We start from the raw sequence: 25,442 nt of genomic DNA on the forward strand, positions 1-25,442 counted from the left end.
TAATTCGTGCTAATTCGTGAAATTGCTTCGCCTGTTCGCTATCGCTCGGGTCGTGGCGAAAAAAAACTTTAGAAAATGACAACACTAAACGACTTACATTCGATTTCGTCTACGTTTTCGAATACAGATAAAATGCCGGTTTTGTTTTTAGGACACGGCAGCCCAATGAATGCTATTGAAGAAAATCAGTTTGTGGCTGGTTTTCGAAATCTGGCAAAAACATTACCGCAGCCTAATGCGATTTTGTGTATTTCGGCACATTGGTTTACAAAAGGTACAAAAGTAACTTCAATGGAAATGCCGAGAACCATTCACGATTTTGGAGGATTTCCGCAAGCACTTTTTGATGTGCAGTATCCCGCAAAAGGAAGTCCCGAACTGGCATTAGAAACTCAAAAAATATTAGATCCCGTTCAGGTAGATTTAGATGAACATTGGGGTTTAGATCATGGTGCGTGGAGTGTAATTAAACATTTATATCCAGAAGCAAATGTTCCCGTAATTCAGTTAAGTATTGATTATACTAAATCAGGACAATATCATTTTGAACTGGCTCAGAAATTACAATCGCTGCGTCATAAAGGAGTTTTGATTATTGGCAGCGGTAATATTGTGCATAATCTTCGTTTAGTTGATTTCAGAAATTTTGATAAAGATAATTACGGTTACGATTGGGCAATTGAAGCCAGAGAAACCGTAAATAATTATTTATTGGATGGAAATTTTCAGCCGTTAATCGAGTACGAAAAAATGAGTAAAGCAGTTCAAATTGCAATTCCAACTCCAGATCATTATATACCTTTGCTGTATACTTTAGGTTTAAAAGAAAAATCAGAAGAATTGAACTTGTTTAATGATAAATTGTTGGCTGGTTCATTGAGTATGACTTCGGTAAAAATATTATAAAATATAAATTAATAATGAGGATGAGATTGCTTCGTTCCTCGCAATGACATAAAAAATGAAAATAATAGCGGTAATTCCGGCGCGATACGCATCAACACGTTTTCCTGCAAAACTAATGCAGGATTTAGGAGGTAAAACAGTAATTTTAAGAACATACGAAGCTGCGGTTTCAACAAATTTATTCGACGATGTTTTTGTTGTAACCGATTCTGATTTAATTTTTGACGAAATTGTTTCTAACGGCGGAAAAGCCATAATGAGCATCAAAGAACATGAATCCGGAAGTGACCGAATTGCCGAAGCTGTTGCGAATATTGATGTTGATATTGTAGTAAATGTACAAGGCGATGAACCTTTTACAGAAGCAGGGCCTTTAGAACAGGTTTTATCGGTTTTTAAAAATGATGAAGATAAAAAGATTGATTTGGCTTCGTTAATGCGAGAAATCACAAATGAAGACGAAATCAATAATCCGAATAATGTAAAAGTGGTGGTTGATCAATCGCAATTTGCCTTGTATTTTTCAAGATCTGTAATTCCGTATCCGAGAGATGCAGCAGCTGGAGTTCGTTATTTTCAGCACATCGGGATTTATGCTTTTAGAAAACAAGCTTTATTGGATTTTTACAGTCTTCCTATGAAATCTTTGGAAGCTTCTGAGAAATTGGAGCAGTTAAGATATTTAGAGTTCGGAAAACGCATAAAAATGGTTGAAACAACGCATGTTGGAATTGGGATTGATACGGCAGAGGATTTAGAAAGAGCCAGAGCCATGTTGAGAGATATTTAATTAATTTGGTAATTTAAATATCCATAATCTTGTCATTTCGACGAAGGAGAAATCTCCGTAAGTAGCTCGACAAAGATTGATTAAAATTGCGGAGTTTCTCGCGGAGATTTCTCCTTCGTCGAAATGACAAAACAGTGTGGTCAGTTTGGGTAAAAACATAAAAAAAGCTCCAAAATATTGGAGCTTTTTTTATTATCTAAAACATTCTAAATCCTTAGTATAAACTAGGAAATTTAGAAGGATTAACTTCATTCATCATGCTGTAAATTTTCTCGAAAATATCTTCTGCAGAAGGTTTAGAGAAATAATCGCCGTCAGTTCCATAAGCTGGTCTGTGCGCTTTTGCAGCAAGTGTTTGTGGTTTGCTGTCAAGATATTTGTAAGCATCTTGTTCTTCCAGAATCTGTTGTAAAATGTAAGCCGAAGCTCCGCCCGGAACATCTTCGTCAATTACTAAAAGGCGATTTGTTTTAGCGACACTTTTCACAATATCTTTATTAATATCAAACGGAAGTAAAGACTGAATATCAATAATTTCGCAGTCAATTCCTAAAACTAATAATTCCTCAGCGGCTTGTTGAACCAATCTTAAAGTTGATCCGTAAGAAACTAAAGTAATATCGGCACCTTCTTTTAATGTTTCAACAACACCAATTGGCGTTTTAAATTCACCAAAGTTTAAAGGCGTTTTTTCTTTTAAACGGTAACCGTTCAAACATTCAATAACTAAGGCAGGTTCGTCGCACTCTAAAAGAGTATTATAAAATCCTGCAGCCTGAGTCATATCTCTTGGAACCAAAACGTGGATTCCGCGAATTGCATTTATAATCATTCCCATTGGAGAACCAGAATGCCAGATACCTTCTAAACGGTGCCCGCGAGTTCTGATAATTAATGGTGCTTTTTGTTTTCCAACAGTTCTGTATTGTAAAGTAGCTAAATCATCACTCATGATTTGAATCGCATACAATAAATAATCAAGATATTGAATTTCAGCAATAGGGCGTAAACCTCTCAATGCCATTCCAATTCCCTGACCAATAATAGTCGCTTCACGAATCCCGACATCGGCAACACGAAGTTCTCCGTATTTTTCCTGCATGCCTTCAAGACCTTGATTTACGTCGCCAATGTTTCCAACATCTTCTCCAAAAATCAAAGTTTCAGGATATTTGCTGAATAAAGCGTCGAAATTATCACGAAGGATCATTCTTCCGTCTAAATCCGGTTTTGCATTTTCGGCATATTCAGGAAGTACTTTTTCTACAGAAAATACATTTTGTGCCGATTCTGAATGCAGGTTACTGCTGAATTTTCCCTGAGTCTCTCCAATAAAATTTGTAATCCAGTTTGATAGAAGAACTTTACTGTTTGGAACTTCTATAAAACGAAGAATCTTTCTTGCGTAAACCAGAATTTCTTTCTTTAAAGGCGCTTTTATCGCACTTAATTCTGAAATATATTTTCTGATTCTATCTTTATGATTAATGCTTGCTTCTGCAATTTGCTCTAATAAATCCAAAAGATTTTTTTGATCTTCGATAATCGGATTGATAAAATCATTCCACGCTTCTTTTTTAGCTTCAAGAACTTCTTTCTTTAATTCAAAATCAAGTTCTGCTAATTCTTCCGGAGATGCAATATTAATAGCAATCATCCATAAACGCATTTGACGAATACAGTCAAAATCTCTTTCCCAGGCTAATCTTTCGGCATTTTTATAACGTTCGTGAGAACCAGAAGTAGAGTGGCCTTGCGGCTGTGTTAATTCGTTTACGTGAATTAAAACCGGAATATGCTCTTCACGTGCAATTGCACCCGCTCTTTCGTAGGTCGAAACCAACTCTGCATAATCCCATCCTTTTACTCTAAAAATTTCATAACCTTTAGAATCTTCATCTCTTTGATATCCTTTTAGGATTTCAGAAATGTTTTCTTTTGTAGTTTGGTGTTTGGCGTGAACCGAGATTCCGTATTCATCATCCCAAACACTCATTACCATCGGAACTTGTAAAACTCCGGCAGCATTTATAGTTTCAAAAAACAAACCTTCAGACGTACTTGCGTTTCCTATTGTTCCCCAGGCAACTTCATTTCCATCTACAGAAAATTTATCTTTAATGGTGATTCCATTAACGTTTCTGTAAATTTTAGAAGCCTGAGCTAATCCCAATAATCTTGGCATTTGTCCTGCTGTAGGCGATATGTCTGAGCTTGAATTTTTTTGTTTTGTTAAGTCTTTCCACGATCCGTCTTCGTTTAAACTGTGCGTTACAAAGTGCCCGCCCATTTGCCTTCCGGCAGACATTGGATCATGAGCTAAATCAGTATGACCGTATAAGCCTGCGAAAAACTGCTTAGGAGTTAATTCGCCAATCGCCATCATAAAAGTCTGATCGCGATAATAACCAGAGCGGAAATCCCCATTTTTAAAGGCTTTAGCCATTGCAAGCTGCGGTACTTCTTTTCCGTCACCAAATATTCCAAATTTGGCTTTTCCTGTCAATACTTCTTTACGACCTAAAAGACTACACTCACGGCTAGTTACTGCAATTCTGTAGTCGTTCAATACCTCTGTTTTGAAATCTTCAAAAGTTAAAGTAGTATTGCTTTTTTCTGTTATCATAATCTTGTGGGTCATGTTAAGACTGCGAAATTACTTAAAAACAATCAATAATCATAATTCTTTAAAATAAATATAATTTAATTATTTGTATTTAAAAACAGAAAACTACGCACTTTAATTGTGTTATTTTTATGATTTTTATCTTTTTTGTGATAATAATTTATGTTTTTGATTAAAATTTATTTAATTAAAACCATTTTCGGGTAAAAAGAGTGACTAATGCTTTTGGTGACAAAGTAATAACAAATCTGATTTTTTCGTTGTAATTCTTTTGAGAAATTTCCCACCCGTTATTCGAATAGACAGGAAAATAAAGTTCAAAGTAGTCTGGAACAAGATTTAACCGCACTCCGCTGTCATATGCAAAAAAGGCATCTTGATGTTTATTTTTCAAAAGTCCAACATCGCCATAAACTTCAACCCAGTCCCATAAAGCATAACTGGCGTTTAAAGTTGTCATCCATTGATTACCAAATGAAGGATCTATTTTTGATTTAAAACCTCCCTCGGCAATTACATATTGCTGACTGAAAATCCCACTAGTTTCAGATCTTCCCAAAATATTATAGTCAAATAAATAATCTGTAGGCTTATCTAAACCAAAACTAAAATAATCAGTATTTGTTTTATTATACAAGAAACTTCCGGCAAACAATCTTAAATTTATTTTGCGATTATTTTCAAATAACCTTCTGTATTCAACTTCTCCAGAAACTTTTCCAAAGCCTCCGCCAAACTGAATATCAGTCATAAAATTGAAATGATTAACCAGTTCTGTTTTTGTGTTTACATAACGGGCGTCAAAAACAGAATAATTAGGTTTAGAATTGTCTGTAATAAATGCGCTTGCTTCTCTGTTTACAATTACCTGACGAAACAAAATAAGCTGTTTTCTATTGTCCCTAAAATTTTCTTCGCGAATACGCAGCTGCACCATAGGATTTAATCGCAGATAAGTAGCGTCTGGCGCATAATGAAAATAGTTCTGACTTATAGAATAGCGTACATTATATAAAGTACTGTTTCGGTAAAACTGATTCAAAGAAAAAGCAGATGAACCAGAAATTGTTCCCGCTTTTATGGAATAGGCCGGATTAATATCAAAAGTAAAAGGTTTATCTAATATCGTTTTATTATGAAAACGAATTCCTGGTGTTAATCCGTCATAATAATTATATGTCAATGTCGGAATATATAAAATCTGGTTGTAATAAGGATCTTCAAGATCTTTTGCAAAATTAAATTTTATAGGACGATTAGTTATTACCAGACTTTTTAATGATTTCCAGTTGTTTCTCTGGTTGAATTCAGGAACTTCATTATCGTAATTGATAACTAATTTATCAGCATTTTTTCGGTCAAACTGATAAACAGAATCTGCTTTTTTAGGTTCAATCCATTCTTTAAAAACAACTTCATTTTTCTTCAAACCATAAATAGGAATTGGAGCATAAATATCAGTTTTATTTTTTATAGAGAATTGTATACTGTCTGCCGTTTTAGAAACATGCGTAAATTTATAGTCAATAATTTCACGTGAATCGATTATCGTTCTAAAAAACCAGTCGATATTTTTTGGGCTTTTTTCAGTCAGGATTTTTTCAAAATCATAACGATTTGTCTGCTTCGTTTTATTCAGATTATAAAATTCCTGAATACTCTCCAGAACAATATTATGGTTCAAATAATCATCAAGATAACTCAAACTTAAACCCGCGCGGTATTTACTTGCAATTTGTTCATTAAATTTTATCAGCGTATTTTTTGGATCTCCAAGCGGCTGATCCAGATTTTTACGAGCCATCAGCATATAATAATAACTGTACTGCTCATTAAAAGTCAGGTTGGTAATATTGTAACTTTTAAAAAGTTTCATTTTCGAAAGTCTTCCCAGCATTTTTTCATCCAGATGATTTTCTTCCATATACTTCATCATGGCATAAATCTGGATTCCGTCATAGACCCAATTGTCTTTTCGAGGATCAAGACGAAGTGAATTCTTCAAATAATTGTTCAAATAAGTTTTGAAGAATGTTACTTCAAACATAAATTCATCAGAAAACGGACTGATAAAAGAAGGCAGCTGATTTAAGCCATAAAAAGGATTTCGCTCATAATCTGCCTGCGAAACCGTAATTTTTTCATTAGGATATTTACCAAGAAATTCATTTGCAAATGCAGCAACTCTATCAATTATAATCGCTTTTTGAACCTCGCTGATTTTTTTATTTTTTAAATCAGAAAGAACTTCGATTGTTCCATTATCATAACTCTTAAAATTATTTTGTTTCTCAATAAATAAATTAAAGTCAGATCTGTTTTTTCCCGAGAAAGAATAATTGGTAAATGCCGAATTTGAAATATCTTTTGAAACCGAATTTAAATCTGTCGTAATCGAATAATCATTCGGGATTTTTATTTCAACTTCATGATCAACAACCGCATTTGCAATATCGTCAAGATTAAAGTTGTTATATCTTATAAAACGATGATTTTCAAAACGAGCAGGATTTAAAAACCAATTTTTCAAATTCATTCCGTTTTGATTAAATCCATAATGCGTGAATTTGTCACTCGGAATTTTCGAAATATAATTGATATGCAATGTAATTTGTTCACCCGGAAATAATTTTTGGTTTAGTTTAACCACAATAAAATCTGGGTTTTTATCTGTTCTTTCCCATTCAAGCGCCGTAAAACCCGAATCTGTTAGATTTAAAATGGTCGTATTTCCTCTTTCAATGGCTTTTGCCAAATGAAAACCACGATAAAACTCATCAGAAAATCGTCTTGCCAAAGGTGTGTTTTTGTCTGCAAAAGCATTATTCCAATCGTTCAAAACAATTGAAACCAATGTATCATTTGAAGTATTAAAATACGTAATATCCTGTTTTACATTCAGCGTTTTTAGCTCAACATTAACCGCCACTTCCATCTTAGACTGATGTTGTGCATACTGTTTTATTGAACTAAATAAAACAAAAATGAGAATTACAATTTTATATATTGATTTCAAGAATTGGCGTAAAAATTATAAATATATCTAAAATTTCGTGCATAAATTTATTCATGGCTTTATGTAAAAATAGCATAAAAAAAGCTGTTTTAAAAAACAGCTTTCAATTTTTATATCGTTATAGGTGTAAATTTAACCTTATAGGTAAAATAAGTGCAGATTTTTTTAAGAATACTTAATCTTACAAAATTTATTTACCCTACAAATATTTTAGAAATTCGGACTTAAGTCGTATTTCTTGTAGAATTTATCTAAAACATCAACAACTTCATCTTCAGTATCAACGATTTTGAATAAGTTCAAATCTTCAGGACTTACAGTTTGCATTTTTTCTACCAAAACTGTTTTTACCCAATCCAATAAACCAGACCAGAACTCAACTCCAACCAAAATAATTGGGAATTTTCCAATTTTTTTAGTCTGAATCAAAGTGATCGCTTCAAACATTTCGTCAAGCGTTCCAAAACCTCCCGGCATAACCACAAAACCTTGTGAATATTTAACGAACATAACTTTTCTCACAAAGAAATAATCGAAATTCAGGTTTTTATCGTGATCGATATAAGGGTTAAAATGCTGTTCAAAAGGCAGTTCGATGTTTAAACCAACCGAAGTTCCGCCGCCTAAATGCGCACCTTTATTTCCGGCTTCCATAATTCCCGGGCCTCCTCCCGTAATTACACCATAACCAGCTTTACTAATTTTAAAAGCAATTTTTTCTGCAAGTAAATAATATTTGTCATCTGGTTTTGTTCTCGCCGAACCAAAAATAGATACACACGGACCAATACGCCCCATGCTTTCGTAACCATTTACAAATTCGGACATGATTTTAAAAATCGCCCAGCTGTCATTTGTTCTAATTTCATTCCAGGTTTTCTGTTTTAAACTGTCCTGGATTACTTTATCCTCATCATTATCAAAATCTTCTAATCTCATTTTAGGTATTTTAATTATTTATATTTTATTAAGCTGTTTCTTTTATGTCATCCTGAGCGTAGTCGAAGGAAGGAGCTAATCCTGCTGTCCACTATATTTTTTGTGGCGAACCCCGCCACAAAAAGATGCCGTTCCCATCAGGGCTAGGGCATTAGGTTTCAATTAAACAATTGGTTTATTCGAAGAATTCTTTATTAATACGTTTGTTCTTCAATTGATTTTGTAATGTTGCTTTTTACCTTTCCGGTATGTTCTGTAGTTTTAGATTCTATCAGCATTATCAAACATTCTTCTGCCGACGAAACTCTATGATTTACTCCTTTTTTTACCACAAACAAATCACCTTTTTTCATCGTAACTGCTGGTTCATTTTCAATTTCCATTAAAAGTTCGCCATCGACAATATAAAATAATTCATCTTCATTTTCATGATTGTGCCACGGAACTTCCTGACCTTTTATTTTAGCCACTTTAATATATTGATCATTTACTTCGTCAATTATTTTAGGCGAAAAATATTGCTCAACATTACTGAATTTGTCTTTTAGATTCATAGATTATATCTTAGTCTTTTCGTCAAAATGAAAAAGCGTTGACAAAAAGGGCGTACTAAATTAGTGCTTTTTTTAAGAATTGTTATAAAAATGTAGATTTATTAATTGAAATGTAACATTTCTTTGTTAGTTATTTTGCTTGAAGATTAATAATCAAGAGATTAAAAATGATGCGTAAATAGGAATAGTTTTGTTGGAATTGAATTTATGATTGAAATCCGTTGTGTCAAAAAAAACTAACGGATTGAAATCCGTTTCTACAATATGTACCGTTCCTTCGGAACTCTATTGTTGGGACGCGTCCGTATTTTCAACGGATTAAAATCCGTTGCTACCGATATTTGGTTCCTACGGAACTAAATTATAATTCATGGAGATTTCGGTAGATTTAAGTTATTTATGTTTGGATTATTTTCTCTGAAACTTCATCCCAATCTAACATTCTTTTGGGTGAAGCTTTACTAGCTTCAATTCTACTCAGAACTATTTTTTGATGCTCAATAGGAATTTCAATATCATCTTCCATAATTCCTGAAATGATTTTGTTTTTAAGTTTTTTAATAAAAAGTTCCGTAGGAGCGAAATATCGGTAGCAACGGATTTTAATCCGTTGAAAATGTCGATTTGCCCCAACAATAGAGTTCCGAAGGAACGGTACATATTGTAGAAACGGATTTCAATCCGTTAGAGGTTTCAATATAATGGATTTTAATCCGTTAGAGATTTCGATATAATGGATTTTAATCCGTTATTGATTTTACACAACGGATTTTAAATCATCCCATTAATAACAATATGTTTATTCCAGTTCTTTTTTCAAAAACTTAGCCGTATAACTTTTTTTATTTTTCGCTACTTCTTCAGGAGTTCCTTTTGCGATTAATTGTCCGCCGCCTTTTCCGCCTTCAGGACCGATATCAATAATATAATCGGCAAGTTTAATAACGTCCATATTATGTTCGATAACCAAGATTGTATTTCCTTTATCAACCAGTTTATTGATAACATCCATTAAAACGCGAATATCTTCAAAGTGTAATCCAGTTGTAGGTTCGTCTAAAATATAGAAAGTATTACCAGTATCTTTTTTAGATAATTCTCCAGCCAGTTTGATACGCTGCGCTTCACCTCCAGAAAGTGTTGTACTTTGCTGACCAAGCGTAATATAACCTAAACCAACATCCTGAATTGTTTTTACTTTTCTGTGAATTTTCGGAATGTTTTCAAAAAACGGAACCGCTTCATCAACAGTCATGTCCAAAACATCCGAAATTGATTTTCCTTTATATCGAATTTCGAGCGTTTCTCTGTTAAAACGTTTTCCCTGACAAGTTTCGCATTCCACATAAACATCTGGTAAAAAGTTCATTTCGATAGTTCTTACCCCAGAACCTTCGCAGGTTTCGCAGCGTCCGCCTTTTACATTGAAGCTGAAACGTCCGGCTTTATAACCACGGATCATACTTTCAGAAGTCATGGTAAATAAGTTTCTGATTTCAGTAAAAACTTCGGTATAAGTCGCTGGATTTGAACGCGGTGTTCTTCCAATCGGACTTTGATCAATATCAATTACTTTGTCAATATGTTCTAAACCTTCAATCTTTTTATAAGGCTGTGGTTTTTTTACACCATTAAAATAATAAGCGTTCAAAATAGGGTAGAGCGTTTCGTTAATCAATGTTGATTTTCCACTTCCTGAAACTCCTGTAACACAGATTAATTGTCCTAAAGGTAGTTCTATCGAAACATTTTTCAGGTTATTTCCTGTTGCTCCGGTTAATTTTAAAAACTTTCCGTTTCCTTTTCGTCGCTCTTTCGGAATCTCTAATTTCATTTTACCATTCAAATATTGAGCGGTAATTGTGTTCGATTTTAAAGTTTCTGCCGGAGTTCCAATGCTGATGATTTCTCCCCCGTATTTTCCGGCTTTTGGACCAATATCAATTACATAATCAGCGGTTTCAATCATGTCTTTGTCGTGTTCAACCACAATAACCGAGTTTCCAATATCACGTAATTGTTCCAGAGATTTGATCAGCTTTTCATTGTCTCTTTGGTGTAAACCAATACTCGGTTCATCCAAAATATATAAAACACCAACCAGCTGTGAACCAATTTGTGTGGCTAATCGAATTCGCTGCGCTTCACCGCCCGAAAGTGATTTTGAACTTCGGCTTAAAGCCAGATAATTTAAACCAACATTCATTAAAAAGTTCAAACGATCTTTGATTTCTTTTACAACTTCAGAAGCAATTAAAAGCTGTTTCTCAGTTAAATGCTTATTCAAATCCTGAAACCAAGCCGTTAAATCTGAAATATCCATATCACATAATTCGGTGATATTTTTTTCATTAACCCTGAAAAATAAAGCTTCTTTTTTAAGACGTGAACCTTCGCAAACCGGACAGTTAATTTCATCCATGAAATCTTTTGCCCAGCGTTTTATGCTTGTTGTTGCGCTTTCGTCATATTGATTTTTGATGAAGTTTGAAATTCCTTCAAAATCAATTTTATATTCTCTTGTTACGCCAAGATCTTTTGAGTTGATAGCAAATTTATCTTTTCCTCCATACAAAATCATTTGCATAGCTTCTTCCGGAATTTTCTCAATTGGATCTGTAATCTTAAATCCGAATTTTTCTCCAATAGTTTCTAACTGCTTAAAAATCCACGAAGATTTATATTCGCCAAGCGGAGCAAATCCACCGCTTTTAATTGATAATTTCGGATTTGGAATGATCTTTTTTACATTGATTTCGTGAACCGTTCCTAATCCGTTACAATGCGGACAAGCGCCTTTTGGAGAGTTGAAAGAAAATAAATTCGGTTCTGGATTTTGATACGAAATTCCGGTTGTTGGACACATTAAATTTCTACTGAAATAACGAACTTCGTTTGTGTCCTGATCTAAAATCATTAATACGTTTTCGCCATGATGCATGGCTGTATTAATACTTTCAGCCAATCGTTTTTGATTGTCTTCGGTATTTTCAATCAACATTCTGTCGACTACAATTTCAATGTCGTGAGTTTTGTAACGATCCAGTTTCATTCCAGCAACTAAATCCTGAACTTCACCATTTACACGGACTTTCAAAAATCCTTGTTTGGTAATTTGCTGGAATAATTCGGCATAATGACCCTTCCTGGCTTTAATTACCGGAGCCAGAATATTAATGCGTTTACTATTATAATCCTGAATAATCAAATCTTTAATTTGCTCATCAGAATAGGAAACCATTTTTTCTCCGGTGTTGTAACTGTAAGCGTCAGCACCACGAGCATATAAAAGTCGAAGGAAATCGTATATTTCAGTAATAGTTCCCACAGTTGAACGCGGACTTTTACTGGTAGTTTTTTGTTCAATTGCGATAACCGGTGAAAGTCCGTCGATTTTATCAACATCAGGACGTTCTAACCCGCCAAGGAACTGCCTCGCATATGCAGAAAAAGTTTCTACATAACGACGCTGACCTTCAGCATAAATCGTATCAAACGCTAATGATGATTTTCCCGAACCCGAAAGACCTGTTATAACAACAAGTTTTTCACGCGGAATAGAAATATCGATATTTTTTAGATTATGAACTCTTGCGCCAAGAACTTCAATAGTATTGTCTTTATCTAGCATAAATTTGAGCAAAACGCAAAGTTACCACTTTGATTTGTTCTTTTAGTACTAGAGTATAGAAGTTTATGTTAAAAATTGTAACAAAATAACGCTAGCCTAAACTAGCGTTTTCTTTTTCTTGTTGCCATATATTCTTCGATGGCTTCTTTGGTTGTGTACCAATTTCGGCCTTCTTTATAAGCGTCAATTTTACCTGTTCGAGCCAATAAACTTACATATTCCTGACCATAAGTGGCTTCTGGCTCGCTTACAATATTTATGATAGGTTGATAATCATAACTGCTTCCCGGCATTGCGGTTAAATATATATTTAGCGTTCGTTCTAGTGCCTGACACATTAAAAGGGTTAGTTTTTGATAATTGCCATTGTTTGCCTGATTTAGTGCTTCGTAATATTTCTTTCTATCGTTTTTAAGGACAATTGCTGGCGGAAAACCACAGCGCATTAATAACAAATTCATACTTAAACGAACGGTACGCCCGTTTCCATCAAAAAATGGATGTATCCAGACTAATTTATGATGATAAATTGTTGCGAGTTCTATATCGTTTAAACCTAAAGGATTTGTATTGACAAAATCGATTAATTCATCAAGAAGATCTGAAACTTTATTAGCGTTTGGAGGCATAAAATTAGCTCCCGAAATTCGAACGCCGCCATTTCGTAAACGACCTGCAAAATCATCTTCAATAGAACGTAAAACTAAACCATGAATGGAAAGAATATCAATACTTCGAAGTTTGTAAGTATCATCTACAATTGAATATAAATAATCAATTGCTTTATCGTGATTATGTGTTTCAAAATGTTCCCGAAGCGATTTTCCTTTTATGGTGATTCCTTCCTGAATTACCATTTGGGTTTCGCGCAAACTCATTGTGTTTCCTTCAATACTGTTTGAATTGTAGGTCCATTCGAGTGATAGGCTTTCGCGAATTTTGTGTAAAGCGATGTTGGGCAATGGTCTGCTGTTTTGCAAATCAAGCCTTTTTTGGTACAATCGATCAAATGTTGATTGAAATTCTTCTCTGTATGTTAAGTCAATGTTCCACATAATCCTACAAAAGTACTTCTTAATATCGGATACTGCAAATTTTTAACTTATCCGATATTAAGCTTATTCTATTGTCATGGAACGAAGTTTCATTCTATAAGCTTCAAGTGCAATAGACTTTGAAATCATACCGAAATATTTTTCATTTCGTAAAACGGGAAGAAAAGCAGTTTTAGATCTTTCGAATTTGGTCATTACAATCTCCATACTGTCATTTGAAGAAATTGTAGCCGGCGGAGTTTTCATCACATCTTTGATCAAAGTATATTTTACGCGGTACGCATTAAAAATAATTTCTCTGATATCATTAAAATGTACAACACCAACAAGTTCTCTTTCATTATCTACAACAGCAAAAATTACCTGATTGGAGTGCGAAATAAGATCTACTAATTTGCTTAAATGTTCTTCTGGAGAAACCGTTAAATAATCGGTTTGGATTATTGTGTCGATATCTAAAGTCGATAAAATATTAGAATCTTTATTGCTGGTAAAAGCATGTCCTTTTTTAGCCAGATTTTTTACATCAAGCGAATATTTTTCAAAACGTTTTGAAATCGCAAAACTAATTGATGAAACAATCATAAGCGGAATCATCAATCCATAACCTCCGGTAATTTCTGCAATAAGGAAAATCGCGGTAAGCGGCGCATGAAATAATCCGCTCAGGATTCCGGCCATTCCAACCATTGTAAAATTACTTATTGGTAGTTTTGCTAAACCAGTCAGAATGATAAATTTAGAAAAGAAATAACCCAGATAAGAACCTAAAAATAGGGAAGGAGCAAAGTTTCCACCGTTTCCACCACTTCCAATTGTAAGTCCCGAAGCAAATACTTTTATCATCATGGTACAGCCCACAAAAAGCAGTAAAACCCATTGATTGTTTCTCCAGCTGGCAAATAAAGTATTGTCTAATAATTGCCCGGGATCAGTTTCTGATAGGATTTTGATACTTTCGTAACCTTCACCAAACAATGTTGGGAAGATAAAAATAAGAAGTGCCAAAAGCGAAGAACCAATCAGGGCTTTTTTATAAGGACCCATTTTTAGTTCTGAAAAATAATGCTCTACTTTTTGAAAATTTCTAGAGTAATAAACCGCAATTGCGCCTGTTAAAACACCTAAAATTACATAAAAGGGAATATTATGATAATCAAAAGTTTCTTGTTTTTTGAAAGATAAAAGAATGCTTTCGTCTAATACAATTGCCGAGACCAAAGCTCCGGTCGCTGCCGAAATCATAATTGGCGTAAAAGCCGAAATACTAACATCGACCAGAAGAACTTCTATAGCAAAAAGAACTCCGGCAATTGGTGCATTAAAAGCTGCCGAAATTCCAGCCGCAACCCCGCAGCCAATAAGTAAAGTTCTGTCTTTGTAAGCTAATTTATAATTTTGTGCATAGTTGGAACCAAAAGCAGCTCCCGTAATTACAATTGGGCTTTCTAAACCTGCTGATCCTCCTAAACCTACAGTCAAAGAGCTTGTGACAATCTGCGCATACATTTGCTTTTTCGGAATTATACTTGCCTTTTTGGCAACAGCATATAATATTTGTGAAGTCCCTTTTTGGATAGTTCCGTTTAAAACTTTTTTCACTACTAAAACAGTTAGTACAATACCAATTATAGGAAGGATACTATTAATGAAACCTAATTTTAAAATTCCGCTTAGGTAAGTTGCAAATGAAAAAACGCTATGTGCAAATGTTTTTAAAATGATTACTGCAAACGCGCACGAAATTCCGACCAAAACACTGGATAAAAAAATGAATTGCTTTGGTGTCAAAATAGATTGAGCCAAAGCAATAATGCTTTCTAATCTTCGGAAAAGTTTTTTTATCATTGTATTTTTAAAAAAGTTACGGAGAATGCAAATTTAGCTTTAAACATTCGATTTTGTCAAATTTTTCTACTAAAATCTTTTTGCTTTAAAATCCCGCAGCTTTGTCATCACCTCGAAAATCAGCACCTCCTTCAAGAGTATTATCCGGCAGAACCAAAATAGCATCTACTTTACCAATTACAGGTGTCGTTTTTTCGTTGATCAAATATCCTTTTGCTTTTAAACTTTCAATGGTATTATAATTGAACGTATTTGGCTCAAATGTAATAAGATCCGGAAGCCATTGATGATGAAAGCGTGGTGCATTTACTGCTGCCTGCATACTTAAATTATATTCGTAAACATTCAAAATAGTCTGCAATACAGATGTTATAATTGTAGAACCTCCGGGAGAACCTACAACCATGAATAATTTCCCGTTTTTCTCTACAATTGTCGGCGTCATAGAGCTTAGCATTCTTTTTTGAGGAGCAATGCTGTTTGCTTCGTTTCCAACTAATCCAAACATATTTGGTGATCCCGGTTTTGCACTAAAATCATCCATTTCGTTGTTTAAGAAAAAGCCTAATTCATCACAATAATATTTAGATCCAAAACCGTCATTTATTGTTGTAGTTGCAGAAACGGCGTTTCCAAATTGATCTACAATAGAATAATGCGTTGTTTCAGTACTTTCGTTATACGTAATTTTTCCTTCTTTTATTTCTGATGATAATGAAGCTTTTTCAGAATCAAAATTTGACATTCTTTCTTTTAAATAAGAATCTGATAAAAGACCTTTAATTGGAATTTTTACAAAATCAGGATCTCCTAAAAATTGGCTTCTATCGGCGTAAGCTCTTCTTTCTGCTTCCACAATTACCTGAATGGATTGCTCTGAATTGTGTCCCATTTTTGATAAATAAAACGGAGAAATCATTTTTAGAATCTGTGCCAGACAAATACCGCCGCTGCTAGGAGGAGCCATCGAAGTAATTTTTAAATCTTTATAATCAAACTGCAATGGATTTCTCCACTTTGCTTCATAAGATGCTAAATCTTTAAGCGTAATAATACCGCCTTTTTTCTTCAGATAATCAACTAAAACTTGGGCAGTTTTGCCTTTGTAGAATTCATCTTTACCGCCTTTTAAAATTCGTTTAAGAGTGCTGGCAAGCGCAGGATATTTGATTGTATCGCCTTCTTTGAATTTTCCGGCCATTAAGGTCGTTGGCCCATTTGCTTTTACAATGGCATCATGATAATTCTCAAGCTGCTTTTGTTGTTTTAGGGTTACAACGACACCTTTTTCTGCAAGTGCTATAACTGGTTTCAGAATTTCTGATATTGGCAGAGAACCAAATTTTTTATGAACGGCAAAAACTCCGGCGATAGTTCCGGGAACACCAATTGCTAAAGGAGTTTCGGTACTTTTTCCGGGAATTACATTTCCGTCTTTGTCCAGAAACATATTTTTTGTTGCGGCAAGCGGTGCTTTTTCACGATAATCTAAACTTCCAACTTCTCCGTTTGCTTTTCTGTACACCATAAATCCGCCGCCGCCAAGATTTCCGGCATATGGATAGGCAACTGCAAGGGCCAGTTCGGTTGCGGCCATGGCGTCAAATGCATTACCGCCTTTTTTCATTATTTCTACGCCAATTTTTGAAGCTTCAGCACGAGCCGAAACGACCATTGCTTTTGAAGATGTTAAACCAGTTGGTGAGGCTGTGTGTTGTGCAAAATTGTAAAAGGATATAAAATAAATAAGAAGTGAAATTTTTTTCATAACAAGAACATATTTTATAAAATGGTTAGGTTTATAAGGAAAGTAATTTTTGTTTGGCTTGTTGTTGAATGTCCTCAAAAAAAAGAGTGAATTCCTGTTCAAATTCTGTATAAAATTCTTTTAATTCTTCACTGGCAAACTGCATTTTAGAAACATTTCTCGAACGTCTGTCCATCTGGGTTAAAATTTGATGAATTCCTTCGACTGTTCTGTAGCTTAAAAGCCAGTTTCTTTCTATCATATAAGGCATTAAACCTTGGGTTTTTTCGGTTAAAACAGCATAGTTTTCGTGCAGTGAATTGTAAAAACGATTGATGAAGTCTTCTAATTTTTCATCGGAATAATTCGACCAGTTTTTGGCTAAAAAGTGATCGTAAACAATATCTATAATTACTCCGGAATAATGGTGGTATTTTTCGTGAAGACGTCTGGTGCTTTGTCTAAAAATATCGTGAGAGTCTGTATAAGTGTCTATAAAGCGATGTAAAAGAATTCCTTTTTGAACATCTTGCGGAAAATGCTCAAACTTTTTTCCGCGAATGCCATCAGCCATAAAATTGCCAATTTTGATTAAATCGTTATCACCGGAAAGATATATATGGGCTAAGAAATTCATTTTTTTTAAAGTTGCTAAGGTTCTGAGTTACTCAGTCACTAAGTTATTTTAGTAAATGTATAAAAACTTTTTTAAATCATTTTGTTATAAAATAGTCACTATTTTACTTAAATATTTAAGGTATTAAAAAAACATTAGCATCTTATCATCTAAGAGCCTTGATAATTATGATAAAATAATCAGAGATTTTACCTGAATATTTAAAGTAGAAAAAAAACTTAGCCTCGTAGAACCTCATAAGCTTAGTAACTTTTTTATATTTGTAATAAAATAACCATAACTCACAAAGATGACTTTAATAAAATCGATTTCAGGAATACGAGGAACAATCGGTGGAAAAGTGGGAGATAACCTGACTCCTGTTGACGCTGTAAAATTTGCATCGGCATACGGAACTTTTCTTAAAAATAATACTTCAAAAGAAAAACTAACAGTTGTAATAGGCCGCGATGCTAGAATTTCGGGACCTATGATTCATAATCTTGTTGTAAATACTTTAATAGGTTTAGGAATTAATGTAATTGATTTGGGACTTTCTACAACGCCTACAGTTGAAGTTGCGGTTCCTCTTGAAAAAGCAGATGGAGGAATTATTTTAACGGCATCTCATAATCCAAAACAATGGAATGCTTTGAAATTATTGAATGAAAAAGGAGAATTTTTAAGCGGAGATGATGGTGCTAAAATTCTTGAAATTGCCGAAGCTGAAGCTTTTGATTTCTCTGATGTTGATAATCTTGGAGAAATTACACTGAATGATGCTTATATGGATATTCATATTGATGAAGTATTGAATTTGCCTTTAGTTGATGTTCAGGCTGTAAAAGATGCTAAGTTTAAAGTTGTTGTTGATGGAGTGAATTCTTCTGGCGGAATTATTATTCCAAACTTATTAGAACAAATGGGCGTTGAAGTGGTAAAATTATACTGCGAACCAAATGGACATTTTCCGCACAATCCAGAACCTTTAAAAGAGCATTTAACCGATATTTCTGAATTAGTTGTAAAAGAAAAAGCGCATTTAGGAATTGTTGTTGATCCAGATGTTGATCGTTTGGCTTTTATCAGTGAAGATGGTGAAATGTTTGGTGAAGAATATACATTAGTTGCCTGTGCAGATTATGTTTTGAGTAAAACTCCGGGAAATACAGTTTCGAATATGTCTTCGTCACGTGCATTGCGTGACGTTACAAATGGACATAACGGAAAATATGAAGCAAGTGCAGTAGGAGAGGTGAATGTTGTTGAATTAATGAAAAAGAATAATGCAATTATTGGCGGTGAAGGTAACGGCGGAATTATTTATCCTGAATTGCATTACGGACGTGACAGTTTGGTGGGAGTTGCTTTATTTTTAACGCATTTAGCAAATAAAAAAATAGCAGTTTCGGCATTGAGAGCTTCATATCCGGAATATTATATGAGCAAAAATAAAATCGAATTAACTCCTCAAATTGATGTTGATGCCATTTTAACGGCTATGACAGAGAAATATAAAAACGAAGATATTTCGACAATTGACGGCGTTAAAATTGATTTTGCTAATGAATGGGTTCATTTAAGAAAATCGAATACGGAACCAATTATTCGAATTTATACAGAAGCGCCTTCGCAAAAAGAAGCGGATACTTTAGCACTTCGTATTATTGATGAAATAAAAGAAATTGCAGGAATATAAATTTTGCAATGAGAAATAAAAAAGCGCCTTTCATTTATTTGAAAGGCGCTTTTTTATAGTTAAATTTAGTTCTTTATAATTTTCATTGATTTGTTAATTGAACCATAAGAAACATTTACAATATAAACTCCAGTGGCTAATTTATCGCCAATCTTAATATCTTGGTTTGTAGAATAATCATTAGAAGAGAAACACACACTTCCTTTCATATCCACTATTTTTAGAGATATAGGTTCTGTTGTAAAAGATTTTATATGAAGTGTAGACTCAACTTTAATAGGATTTGGATAAATCGTAAAAGAATCATTATCTGCTTTTGGATCATTTACGCCTAAGTTTCCTGAAGCTACATCAATATAATTAAAATTCATATCATTTGATTTGAACTTAATTTTTAAATAAACCTCACCTTTTGGCAATGTAACTCCGTTTACAACTTTATCTGCATATGTTTGATATCCACCAGTTACAGGAAACGTTTCATCTGTTTTTACTACAACATCATTAACTAAAATGTCAAATTTCCCCGGAATAGTTGGCGAAGCAACTCTAAACGTTAAGTTATAAGTTCCTGCATTGGCAACATTAAGCATAAATTCGTTCCAGTCGCCGCTGTCTATAAAACATACATTTTGTCCGGTTCCGGAATCTGTTGTGTTTTGTAGCCCTGTTCCTTTTCTTCTGTAATGTTTATTAGCAGTAATTCTTCCCGGAACTGTCATTTTTTTTGCTGTAAAACTTTCATTGATATAAGCAGTTCCGATTGGTTTTAAAACACCGCTTGCAGGGCTTAATAATTGTCCTTCCTGCATATCAGTCCAATCAGCCGGAACGCGGCCTGTAAACCATGAATATCTGTAAATATCAGGATCGTTTTCAAAACTGTTTACGATTTGCTTCATAAAAGAAATTTTATCTGCTTCAGACTGAATTACTCTGTTTGCAAATTCAGTTACCCAAACTGGACGGTTGTAGTTTTTTAAAAGTCCGGTTACGCCTATCACGGCGCCAGCAGAACTGTCATAAGTATGAAAAGCAATATAATCGACTTTACAATCAGGGCACAAAAGAAAAAATTGATCGTGCCATGCAGTAGGACTGCTGTAACCGCCATAATTATCAGGCCCATTAAAAGCCGGTGATGCGCTTACGATTTCTAAGTTTTTTGCAGCAGCAACTTTTTCTACGTTTACCCATGCATTTACAGCTTCCTGAGGAGTTAAACGAGCGCCATCATTAAAGTTAGGTTCGTTAAAAGCTAATAAATATTTAGCACCTGGTTTAATTTTATTTATAAAATTTTGTACTTCAGCATCGCTTAATTTTCCCCAAATCATTGGGACATATTCAACTCCAAGTGTTGCATAATTGGCATTAACGTCATTTTCAGGAAGTGATCCCCAATTGTACCACCAGGAAATTCCCGGTTTAAGTGCTAATAAATCAGCCGTTGAATTATTTCCATAAGCAATTCCGCGTTTCGGACTCTGGGCAAATGCTGTAATCGAAACGGTTATTAACAAAAATGTAAAAAGTAACTTTTTAATCATGATTAAAATTTTGGTAAGGTTTTTTATTCGATTTAGTTAACTTCAAATTTATGTGGTTTGTGTAGTTTTTAAGTCAAAAAAAAATATTACAAAAACCCATCAAAATGTATTTTAAAGTCTTTAAAAACCTTGTGATGAAGATTTGCAGGTTTCATTAAAAAAGAAAATCCAAAAAGCGATAGATACTTTTTGGATTTTCTTTTGTATATTATTTGTCCACGCGATGTTTCCATCTTTTATGTGTCCATAGATAAAATTCAGGAGCTTCAAGAATTTGTTTTTCTACTTCTTTCAGGTATTTCTCTGTAATGTCAAAATTTTTATAATCATGCGGATTATCAGCAATGGATAAAAATGTGGCTTCATAATATCCTCTTGAAACCTTTTTTACTTTTACCATTATTACACTTAAATCATATTTTTTTGCCAGCATTTCGGCTCCTGTATGTACAGGAACTTCAATACCCATAAATTTCATCGAATGAAAAATTCTGTCCAGTTTAGGCGATTGATCACTTGCTAGTCCGTACATGCTTAGTTTTCCGTCACGCTGGTTTTGGGCCATTGTTGGAATCGCTTTTCTTGTTTCAACTAATTCGGTATTGTATTTGGAACGAATTTTTCTAATCAATTTATCAAAATAAGGATTAGCAATTTTTTTATATACTGCAATTCCCTGAAAACCCAGTTTTGGATTAATGGTTAAAAGCCATTCGTAACTTGCATAATGTGAAGCAACAAGAATTACACTTTTACCTCGTCTTGCATAATCCTGAACTAATTCAATATTAGTAACATGGAATCGCTTTTCCATTTCTTCGGGTGTAATGCTCAATGTTTTTACCATCTCTAAAAACATATCACACATATGGTGATAAAATTTTTTCTCAATGACTTTTCTTTCAGCTTTGCTTAAATGAGGAAAAGTAAGTGCCAGGTTTTCGCGTACTACACTTTTACGATATCTAATAACTCTGTAAACTAAAAAGTATACAAAATCTGAAAACAAATAAAATAAGCGAAATGGGAGTATAGAGATTAGCCAAAGTAAAGGGAAGGCTATTATATAAACAATAAATTGCATCTAAAATTTTTTTCTACAAATATAATGTAAAAATGAATAAGCTCGATATTTTGGATTCTCATCAACTTATGTTTGATATTGTTTATCTTTACCCTTCACATTAAATATTATTTATGAATACCATTTTAATTGGAATTATAGTGGCCAATGTACTGATTAGTTATAAAGGTTTTAACGATCTTTATTTTTTTAGAAAATACGAATTTCATGTTGGGAGCATACGTGCAGGAGAACAAATCAGAATGCTTTCGTCTGGTTTTTTGCATGTAGATATTATACATTTGGTTTTTAATATGTATACACTTTGGATGTTTGCACCAGTGGTTATAGACTGGATGGGAACTTTTTCTTTTGTTCTGGTTTATTTTGGAAGTTTAATTTTCGGAAGTCTTCTTACCATGATCTTTCATAAAAATGATTACAGCTATCGTGCTGTTGGAGCTTCAGGAGCCGTGACCGGGGTTTTATACTCTTCAATTTTACTTCATCCTGATATGACACTTGGAATTTTTGGTATAATTCCAATTCCCGCTTATCTTTTCGGAATTTTATATTTATTATATTCTATTTATGGAATGAAAGCTAAAAATGATAATATTGGACATACAGCGCATTTTGGAGGCGCAATTGGCGGATACTTAATTACTTTGATAAAAGAGCCTTTATTAGTTTATGATAATACTTTCATCGTTGTTTTACTTTTAGTCCCAATTTTGATTCTTTTCGGCATGGCTAAATTGGGAAAATTATAATGCTGGCATAACTTTTGAAATGCTTTAATCAATAACTTAAAATATCACAGAAATGAGAAAACTAGTATTATTTTTAACAATCATGTTTATGACTATGTCTTACGGCCAGGAAACCAAACAAATTCCTCAAATTAATGTAAATGGGGAAGGAAAAGTAAAAGTAGCACCTGATCAGGTTTGTATTTCAGCTACGGTTGAAACAAAAGGGAATAATGCTAAAGATGTCAAAAAGCAAAATGACGAAAAAATGGATGCGGTTTTAAAATTCATCAAAAAAATGAATCTTCCAACTGCAGATTTCAAAACAAAACAAGTTGCACTTAATCCGCAATACGATTACGAGAAAAAGAAAACAAGCTACAATGCGACACAAACTGTAGAAATCGTTTTAAAAGATTTATCTAAATATGATGAATTGATGGAAGGTTTGGTTCAACAAGGAATTAATCGTATTGACAGAGTTTCTTTTGAATCTTCTAAATTAACATCATTACAGTCTGAAGCCAGAAAATTAGCGATGAAAGATGCTAAAGCAAAAGCAGAAGATTACGTTTCAGTTTTAGGTCAAAAAGTAGGTAAAGCTTATATTATTTCAGATAACTCACAAATTTACCACCCGCAGCCAATGTACGCAGCTATGAAGTCAATGGCTGCTGATAATGCAGGAGCTGAAAACGAAACATTAGCAGTTGGTGAAATCGAAATTACAGCAAATGTTAGTGTAAGTTTTATTTTGGACTAAATAGTTTAAATTCCAAATAATAAAAAATCCAAATTCCAATTTTACGATTGGGATTTGGATTTTTTTTTTGATCAATGATGATTAATCTTTCTAACTTTGATAAAGTTAAAATATACTGAAAATGCTAAAAGAAGATTGTAATAATATGCTGGAGCAGTTTTGTAATCATTTAGATCTTTTTCATGAAATTTCTTTAGAAGATAAAAATAGTATTGCGCAATATTTAGAATATAGATCTGTAAAAGAAGGAGAGATTTTAATCGAAGAAAATAAAATTGCCAATGAAATCTTTTTTGTCTGTAATGGTGTATTGAAAATTGCGAGTATTAGTGATAAAGGAAATGATGTTATCCATTTCTTTTTTGGTGAAAATCACTTTTGCACTATTTTGAAAAGTTTTACCGAAAATATAGCAACTCAAGATATCGTTCAGGCTGCTTGTGACTCAGAAATAATTGTTTTGGAAAGAAGTAAATTAGAATCTTTGATTAAAGATTTGCCTTATTTTAAACCAATGCTTGATACTATTTTTCAACAAGCGCTGCTTAATAAAGTAGAACTGCGCAATTTTTATCTTGGTACAGATGCAACATCACGTTATCAAAAATTTATAGAGCGACAACCTAATATTGCCTCCAGAGTATCCCAAACTGATATTGCTTCTTATCTCGGCATTACCAAACAATCCTTAAGCAGAATTAAAAAGAATGCGTTCTAAATTTCCTTTTTAACATTTGTTAAATCCATTCCGTAAGTGACTTTCTACTTTTGTTCGACTAAAAAATAGTGAATAATAGTAAACAAGAAACAATGGAAAATCTAAAAGGCAAAAAAGTAGTTATAATAGGAGGAAGTGCCGGAATTGGTTTGGCTACAGCAAAATCAATCGTACAAAAAGGAGCAAATGTAATAATTGCGTCCAGTAATCAACAGCGTATAAACAAAGCTTTGCAGGAAATAAAAGTTCAGGCATCTGGGCAAGTTATTGATGTGACCGATGAATTGCAAGTCAAAAGTTTTTTTGAAAAAATTGGCCCGTTTGATCATTTGATTTTTACTGCGGGTGAAAATATTATGCTTTCAAATGTGGAAGATACTGCTTTAGAAACAGCTAAAAATTATTTTAATATTCGTTATTGGGGCGCTTTTACAGCCGTAAAATATGCAGCGCCATTTATCAATTCTACAGGTTCAATTGTACTAACCAGCGGAATTGCAAGCAACAGACCTAATAAAGGCTGGGCATTGGGTGCCAGTATTTGTGCAGCTATGGAAGGTTTTTCAAGAGCATTAGCAATGGAATTAGCACCAATAAGAGTTAATATTGTTTCGCCTGGAGTAGTAAAAACAGAACTTTGGGGCGGTATGTCTGAAAATGAAAGAAATGAAATGTATACCAATATTGGAAACGCTTTGCCTGTAAAAAGAGTAGGCGAGGCCGAAGATATTGCTAAAACATTTGTCTATTTATTGGAGCAGGAATATGGCACAGGACAGACTTTAATTATTGATGGAGGAACTTCATTAGTATAAAATCAATCCAATTAAATTATAAGATAAAGGAGCTAATGAATATTTTCAAAGGCTCCTTTACCAATATTTATGCATCCACTTTCAGCTTTGCATTAAAAAAGTTTCAGGTTCAGAATCATCTTCATTCTCCAGTTCTTCCCAGTCATTTTCGTCGTATTCAGATTCCATATCATCATCAAGGAATTCATCTTCAAGATCATCCAGTTCAAGATTGAAATGTTTATGCGATGTTAATGTGTTCGAAAGATTTCCTTGCAGATAATCATCATAATTTAAAAGTAGCTGCTCTTCGTAAGAAGTCATGTCGCCTGTAGATTCTTCTGGTATATAATAGTAATCGTCAAAAATCATAAT

20 protein-coding genes are annotated in these 25,442 nt (G+C 33.7%); 7 read left to right on the forward strand and 13 right to left on the reverse strand.

Annotation, left to right across the window (positions count from 1 at the left end; all coding sequences use genetic code 11):
• The first annotated feature begins 75 nt into the window (after positions 1-75).
• Together ygiD and kdsB are read left to right on the forward strand one after the other, a co-directional pair.
• Positions 76-906, forward strand: coding sequence for a 4,5-DOPA-extradiol-dioxygenase (gene ygiD, locus ACODSB_RS09575; RefSeq protein WP_488936856.1), 831 nt, complete (start codon positions 76-78; stop codon positions 904-906).
• 55 nt (positions 907-961) lie between these two features.
• Positions 962-1,696 carry a 3-deoxy-manno-octulosonate cytidylyltransferase gene (gene kdsB / locus ACODSB_RS09580; protein WP_488936857.1) on the forward strand — a complete coding sequence of 245 codons (735 nt, stop codon included), beginning with the start codon at positions 962-964 and terminating at the stop codon, positions 1,694-1,696.
• A gap of 214 nt (positions 1,697-1,910) precedes the next feature.
• Here kdsB and ACODSB_RS09585 read toward each other — a convergent pair whose 3' ends face one another.
• From ACODSB_RS09585 to ACODSB_RS09630, 10 genes are all read right to left on the reverse strand, one after another.
• A complete protein-coding gene (locus ACODSB_RS09585) occupies positions 1,911-4,322 on the reverse strand; it encodes an alpha-ketoacid dehydrogenase subunit alpha/beta (RefSeq protein ID WP_488936858.1) in 2,412 nt (803 codons plus the stop codon).
• A 187-nt stretch (positions 4,323-4,509) separates the two neighbouring features.
• Positions 4,510-7,257, reverse strand: coding sequence for a gluzincin family metallopeptidase (locus ACODSB_RS09590; RefSeq protein WP_488936859.1), 2,748 nt, complete (start codon positions 7,255-7,257; stop codon positions 4,510-4,512).
• A 291-nt stretch (positions 7,258-7,548) separates the two neighbouring features.
• Positions 7,549-8,277 carry an LOG family protein gene (locus ACODSB_RS09595; protein ID WP_053470674.1) on the reverse strand — a complete coding sequence of 243 codons (729 nt, stop codon included), beginning with the start codon at positions 8,275-8,277 and terminating at the stop codon, positions 7,549-7,551.
• A gap of 194 nt (positions 8,278-8,471) precedes the next feature.
• A complete protein-coding gene (locus ACODSB_RS09600) occupies positions 8,472-8,831 on the reverse strand; it encodes a cupin domain-containing protein (RefSeq protein ID WP_488936860.1) in 360 nt (119 codons plus the stop codon).
• A gap of 397 nt (positions 8,832-9,228) precedes the next feature.
• Positions 9,229-9,357 (reverse strand): hypothetical protein, encoded by a 129-nt coding sequence (locus tag ACODSB_RS09605; protein ID WP_488936861.1) that lies wholly within the window; start codon positions 9,355-9,357, stop codon positions 9,229-9,231.
• Positions 9,358-9,630: 273 nt separating this feature from the next.
• The gene (gene uvrA / locus ACODSB_RS09610; RefSeq protein ID WP_488936862.1) at positions 9,631-12,462 is read right to left on the reverse strand and encodes an excinuclease ABC subunit UvrA; all 2,832 of its coding nucleotides are present in this window, start codon (positions 12,460-12,462) and stop codon (positions 9,631-9,633) included.
• 101 nt (positions 12,463-12,563) lie between these two features.
• Positions 12,564-13,517 (reverse strand): Fic family protein, encoded by a 954-nt coding sequence (locus ACODSB_RS09615; RefSeq protein WP_488936863.1) that lies wholly within the window; start codon positions 13,515-13,517, stop codon positions 12,564-12,566.
• Positions 13,518-13,580: 63 nt separating this feature from the next.
• Complete coding sequence (locus ACODSB_RS09620) at positions 13,581-15,365, reverse strand: chloride channel protein (protein ID WP_488936864.1); 1,785 nt, start codon at positions 15,363-15,365, stop codon at positions 13,581-13,583.
• Positions 15,366-15,450: 85 nt separating this feature from the next.
• Positions 15,451-17,133: a gamma-glutamyltransferase gene (ggt, locus tag ACODSB_RS09625; protein WP_488936865.1), complete on the reverse strand. Its 1,683-nt coding sequence runs from the start codon at positions 17,131-17,133 to the stop codon at positions 15,451-15,453.
• A 31-nt stretch (positions 17,134-17,164) separates the two neighbouring features.
• On the reverse strand, positions 17,165-17,749 hold the full coding sequence (locus tag ACODSB_RS09630; protein ID WP_053470680.1) for an acyl carrier protein phosphodiesterase: 585 nt from the start codon (positions 17,747-17,749) through the stop codon (positions 17,165-17,167).
• 289 nt (positions 17,750-18,038) lie between these two features.
• Between ACODSB_RS09630 and glmM the strand changes: the two genes are divergently transcribed.
• Entirely contained in the window at positions 18,039-19,427 is a 1,389-nt protein-coding gene (gene glmM / locus ACODSB_RS09635; protein ID WP_488936866.1) for a phosphoglucosamine mutase, read from the forward strand.
• 65 nt (positions 19,428-19,492) lie between these two features.
• Here glmM and ACODSB_RS09640 read toward each other — a convergent pair whose 3' ends face one another.
• Together ACODSB_RS09640 and ACODSB_RS09645 are read right to left on the reverse strand one after the other, a co-directional pair.
• A complete protein-coding gene (locus tag ACODSB_RS09640) occupies positions 19,493-20,977 on the reverse strand; it encodes a glycosyl hydrolase (RefSeq protein WP_488936867.1) in 1,485 nt (494 codons plus the stop codon).
• Between the two features lie 208 nt (positions 20,978-21,185).
• Positions 21,186-22,061, reverse strand: coding sequence for a lysophospholipid acyltransferase family protein (locus ACODSB_RS09645; RefSeq protein WP_488936868.1), 876 nt, complete (start codon positions 22,059-22,061; stop codon positions 21,186-21,188).
• Between the two features lie 113 nt (positions 22,062-22,174).
• Here ACODSB_RS09645 and ACODSB_RS09650 point away from each other — a divergent pair, with 113 nt between their 5' ends.
• From ACODSB_RS09650 to ACODSB_RS09665, 4 genes are all read left to right on the forward strand, one after another.
• On the forward strand, positions 22,175-22,813 hold the full coding sequence (locus tag ACODSB_RS09650) for a rhomboid family intramembrane serine protease (RefSeq protein ID WP_488936869.1): 639 nt from the start codon (positions 22,175-22,177) through the stop codon (positions 22,811-22,813).
• A gap of 52 nt (positions 22,814-22,865) precedes the next feature.
• A complete protein-coding gene (locus ACODSB_RS09655) occupies positions 22,866-23,555 on the forward strand; it encodes an SIMPL domain-containing protein (protein ID WP_488936870.1) in 690 nt (229 codons plus the stop codon).
• Between the two features lie 121 nt (positions 23,556-23,676).
• Positions 23,677-24,273: a Crp/Fnr family transcriptional regulator gene (locus ACODSB_RS09660; protein WP_488936871.1), complete on the forward strand. Its 597-nt coding sequence runs from the start codon at positions 23,677-23,679 to the stop codon at positions 24,271-24,273.
• A gap of 92 nt (positions 24,274-24,365) precedes the next feature.
• Positions 24,366-25,088, forward strand: coding sequence for an SDR family oxidoreductase (locus ACODSB_RS09665; RefSeq protein WP_488936872.1), 723 nt, complete (start codon positions 24,366-24,368; stop codon positions 25,086-25,088).
• A gap of 81 nt (positions 25,089-25,169) precedes the next feature.
• Here the strand turns inward: ACODSB_RS09665 and ACODSB_RS09670 are convergent, their stop codons facing one another.
• Entirely contained in the window at positions 25,170-25,439 is a 270-nt protein-coding gene (locus tag ACODSB_RS09670) for a hypothetical protein (protein WP_180858867.1), read from the reverse strand.
• Between the last annotated feature and the right edge of the window lie 3 nt (positions 25,440-25,442).

The sequence above is a fragment of the Flavobacterium sp. FG68 genome, assembly GCF_057808895.1.

Bases quoted from the DNA above. Each gene is read 5' to 3' on its own strand.
- ygiD (WP_488936856.1), top strand. From the start codon at position 76: ATGACAACACTAAACGACTTACATTCGATTTCGTCTACGTTTTCGAAT.
- kdsB (WP_488936857.1), top strand. From the start codon at position 962: ATGAAAATAATAGCGGTAATTCCGGCGCGATACGCATCAACACGTTTT.
- ACODSB_RS09585 (WP_488936858.1), bottom strand. From the start codon at position 4,322: ATGATAACAGAAAAAAGCAATACTACTTTAACTTTTGAAGATTTCAAA.
- ACODSB_RS09590 (WP_488936859.1), bottom strand. From the start codon at position 7,257: ATGGAAGTGGCGGTTAATGTTGAGCTAAAAACGCTGAATGTAAAACAG.
- ACODSB_RS09595 (WP_053470674.1), bottom strand. From the start codon at position 8,277: ATGAGATTAGAAGATTTTGATAATGATGAGGATAAAGTAATCCAGGAC.
- ACODSB_RS09600 (WP_488936860.1), bottom strand. From the start codon at position 8,831: ATGAATCTAAAAGACAAATTCAGTAATGTTGAGCAATATTTTTCGCCT.
- ACODSB_RS09605 (WP_488936861.1), bottom strand. From the start codon at position 9,357: ATGGAAGATGATATTGAAATTCCTATTGAGCATCAAAAAATAGTTCTG.
- uvrA (WP_488936862.1), bottom strand. From the start codon at position 12,462: ATGCTAGATAAAGACAATACTATTGAAGTTCTTGGCGCAAGAGTTCAT.
- ACODSB_RS09615 (WP_488936863.1), bottom strand. From the start codon at position 13,517: ATGTGGAACATTGACTTAACATACAGAGAAGAATTTCAATCAACATTT.
- ACODSB_RS09620 (WP_488936864.1), bottom strand. From the start codon at position 15,365: ATGATAAAAAAACTTTTCCGAAGATTAGAAAGCATTATTGCTTTGGCT.
- ggt (WP_488936865.1), bottom strand. From the start codon at position 17,133: ATGAAAAAAATTTCACTTCTTATTTATTTTATATCCTTTTACAATTTT.
- ACODSB_RS09630 (WP_053470680.1), bottom strand. From the start codon at position 17,749: ATGAATTTCTTAGCCCATATATATCTTTCCGGTGATAACGATTTAATC.
- glmM (WP_488936866.1), top strand. From the start codon at position 18,039: ATGACTTTAATAAAATCGATTTCAGGAATACGAGGAACAATCGGTGGA.
- ACODSB_RS09640 (WP_488936867.1), bottom strand. From the start codon at position 20,977: ATGATTAAAAAGTTACTTTTTACATTTTTGTTAATAACCGTTTCGATT.
- ACODSB_RS09645 (WP_488936868.1), bottom strand. From the start codon at position 22,061: ATGCAATTTATTGTTTATATAATAGCCTTCCCTTTACTTTGGCTAATC.
- ACODSB_RS09650 (WP_488936869.1), top strand. From the start codon at position 22,175: ATGAATACCATTTTAATTGGAATTATAGTGGCCAATGTACTGATTAGT.
- ACODSB_RS09655 (WP_488936870.1), top strand. From the start codon at position 22,866: ATGAGAAAACTAGTATTATTTTTAACAATCATGTTTATGACTATGTCT.
- ACODSB_RS09660 (WP_488936871.1), top strand. From the start codon at position 23,677: ATGCTAAAAGAAGATTGTAATAATATGCTGGAGCAGTTTTGTAATCAT.
- ACODSB_RS09665 (WP_488936872.1), top strand. From the start codon at position 24,366: ATGGAAAATCTAAAAGGCAAAAAAGTAGTTATAATAGGAGGAAGTGCC.
- ACODSB_RS09670 (WP_180858867.1), bottom strand. From the start codon at position 25,439: ATGATTTTTGACGATTACTATTATATACCAGAAGAATCTACAGGCGAC.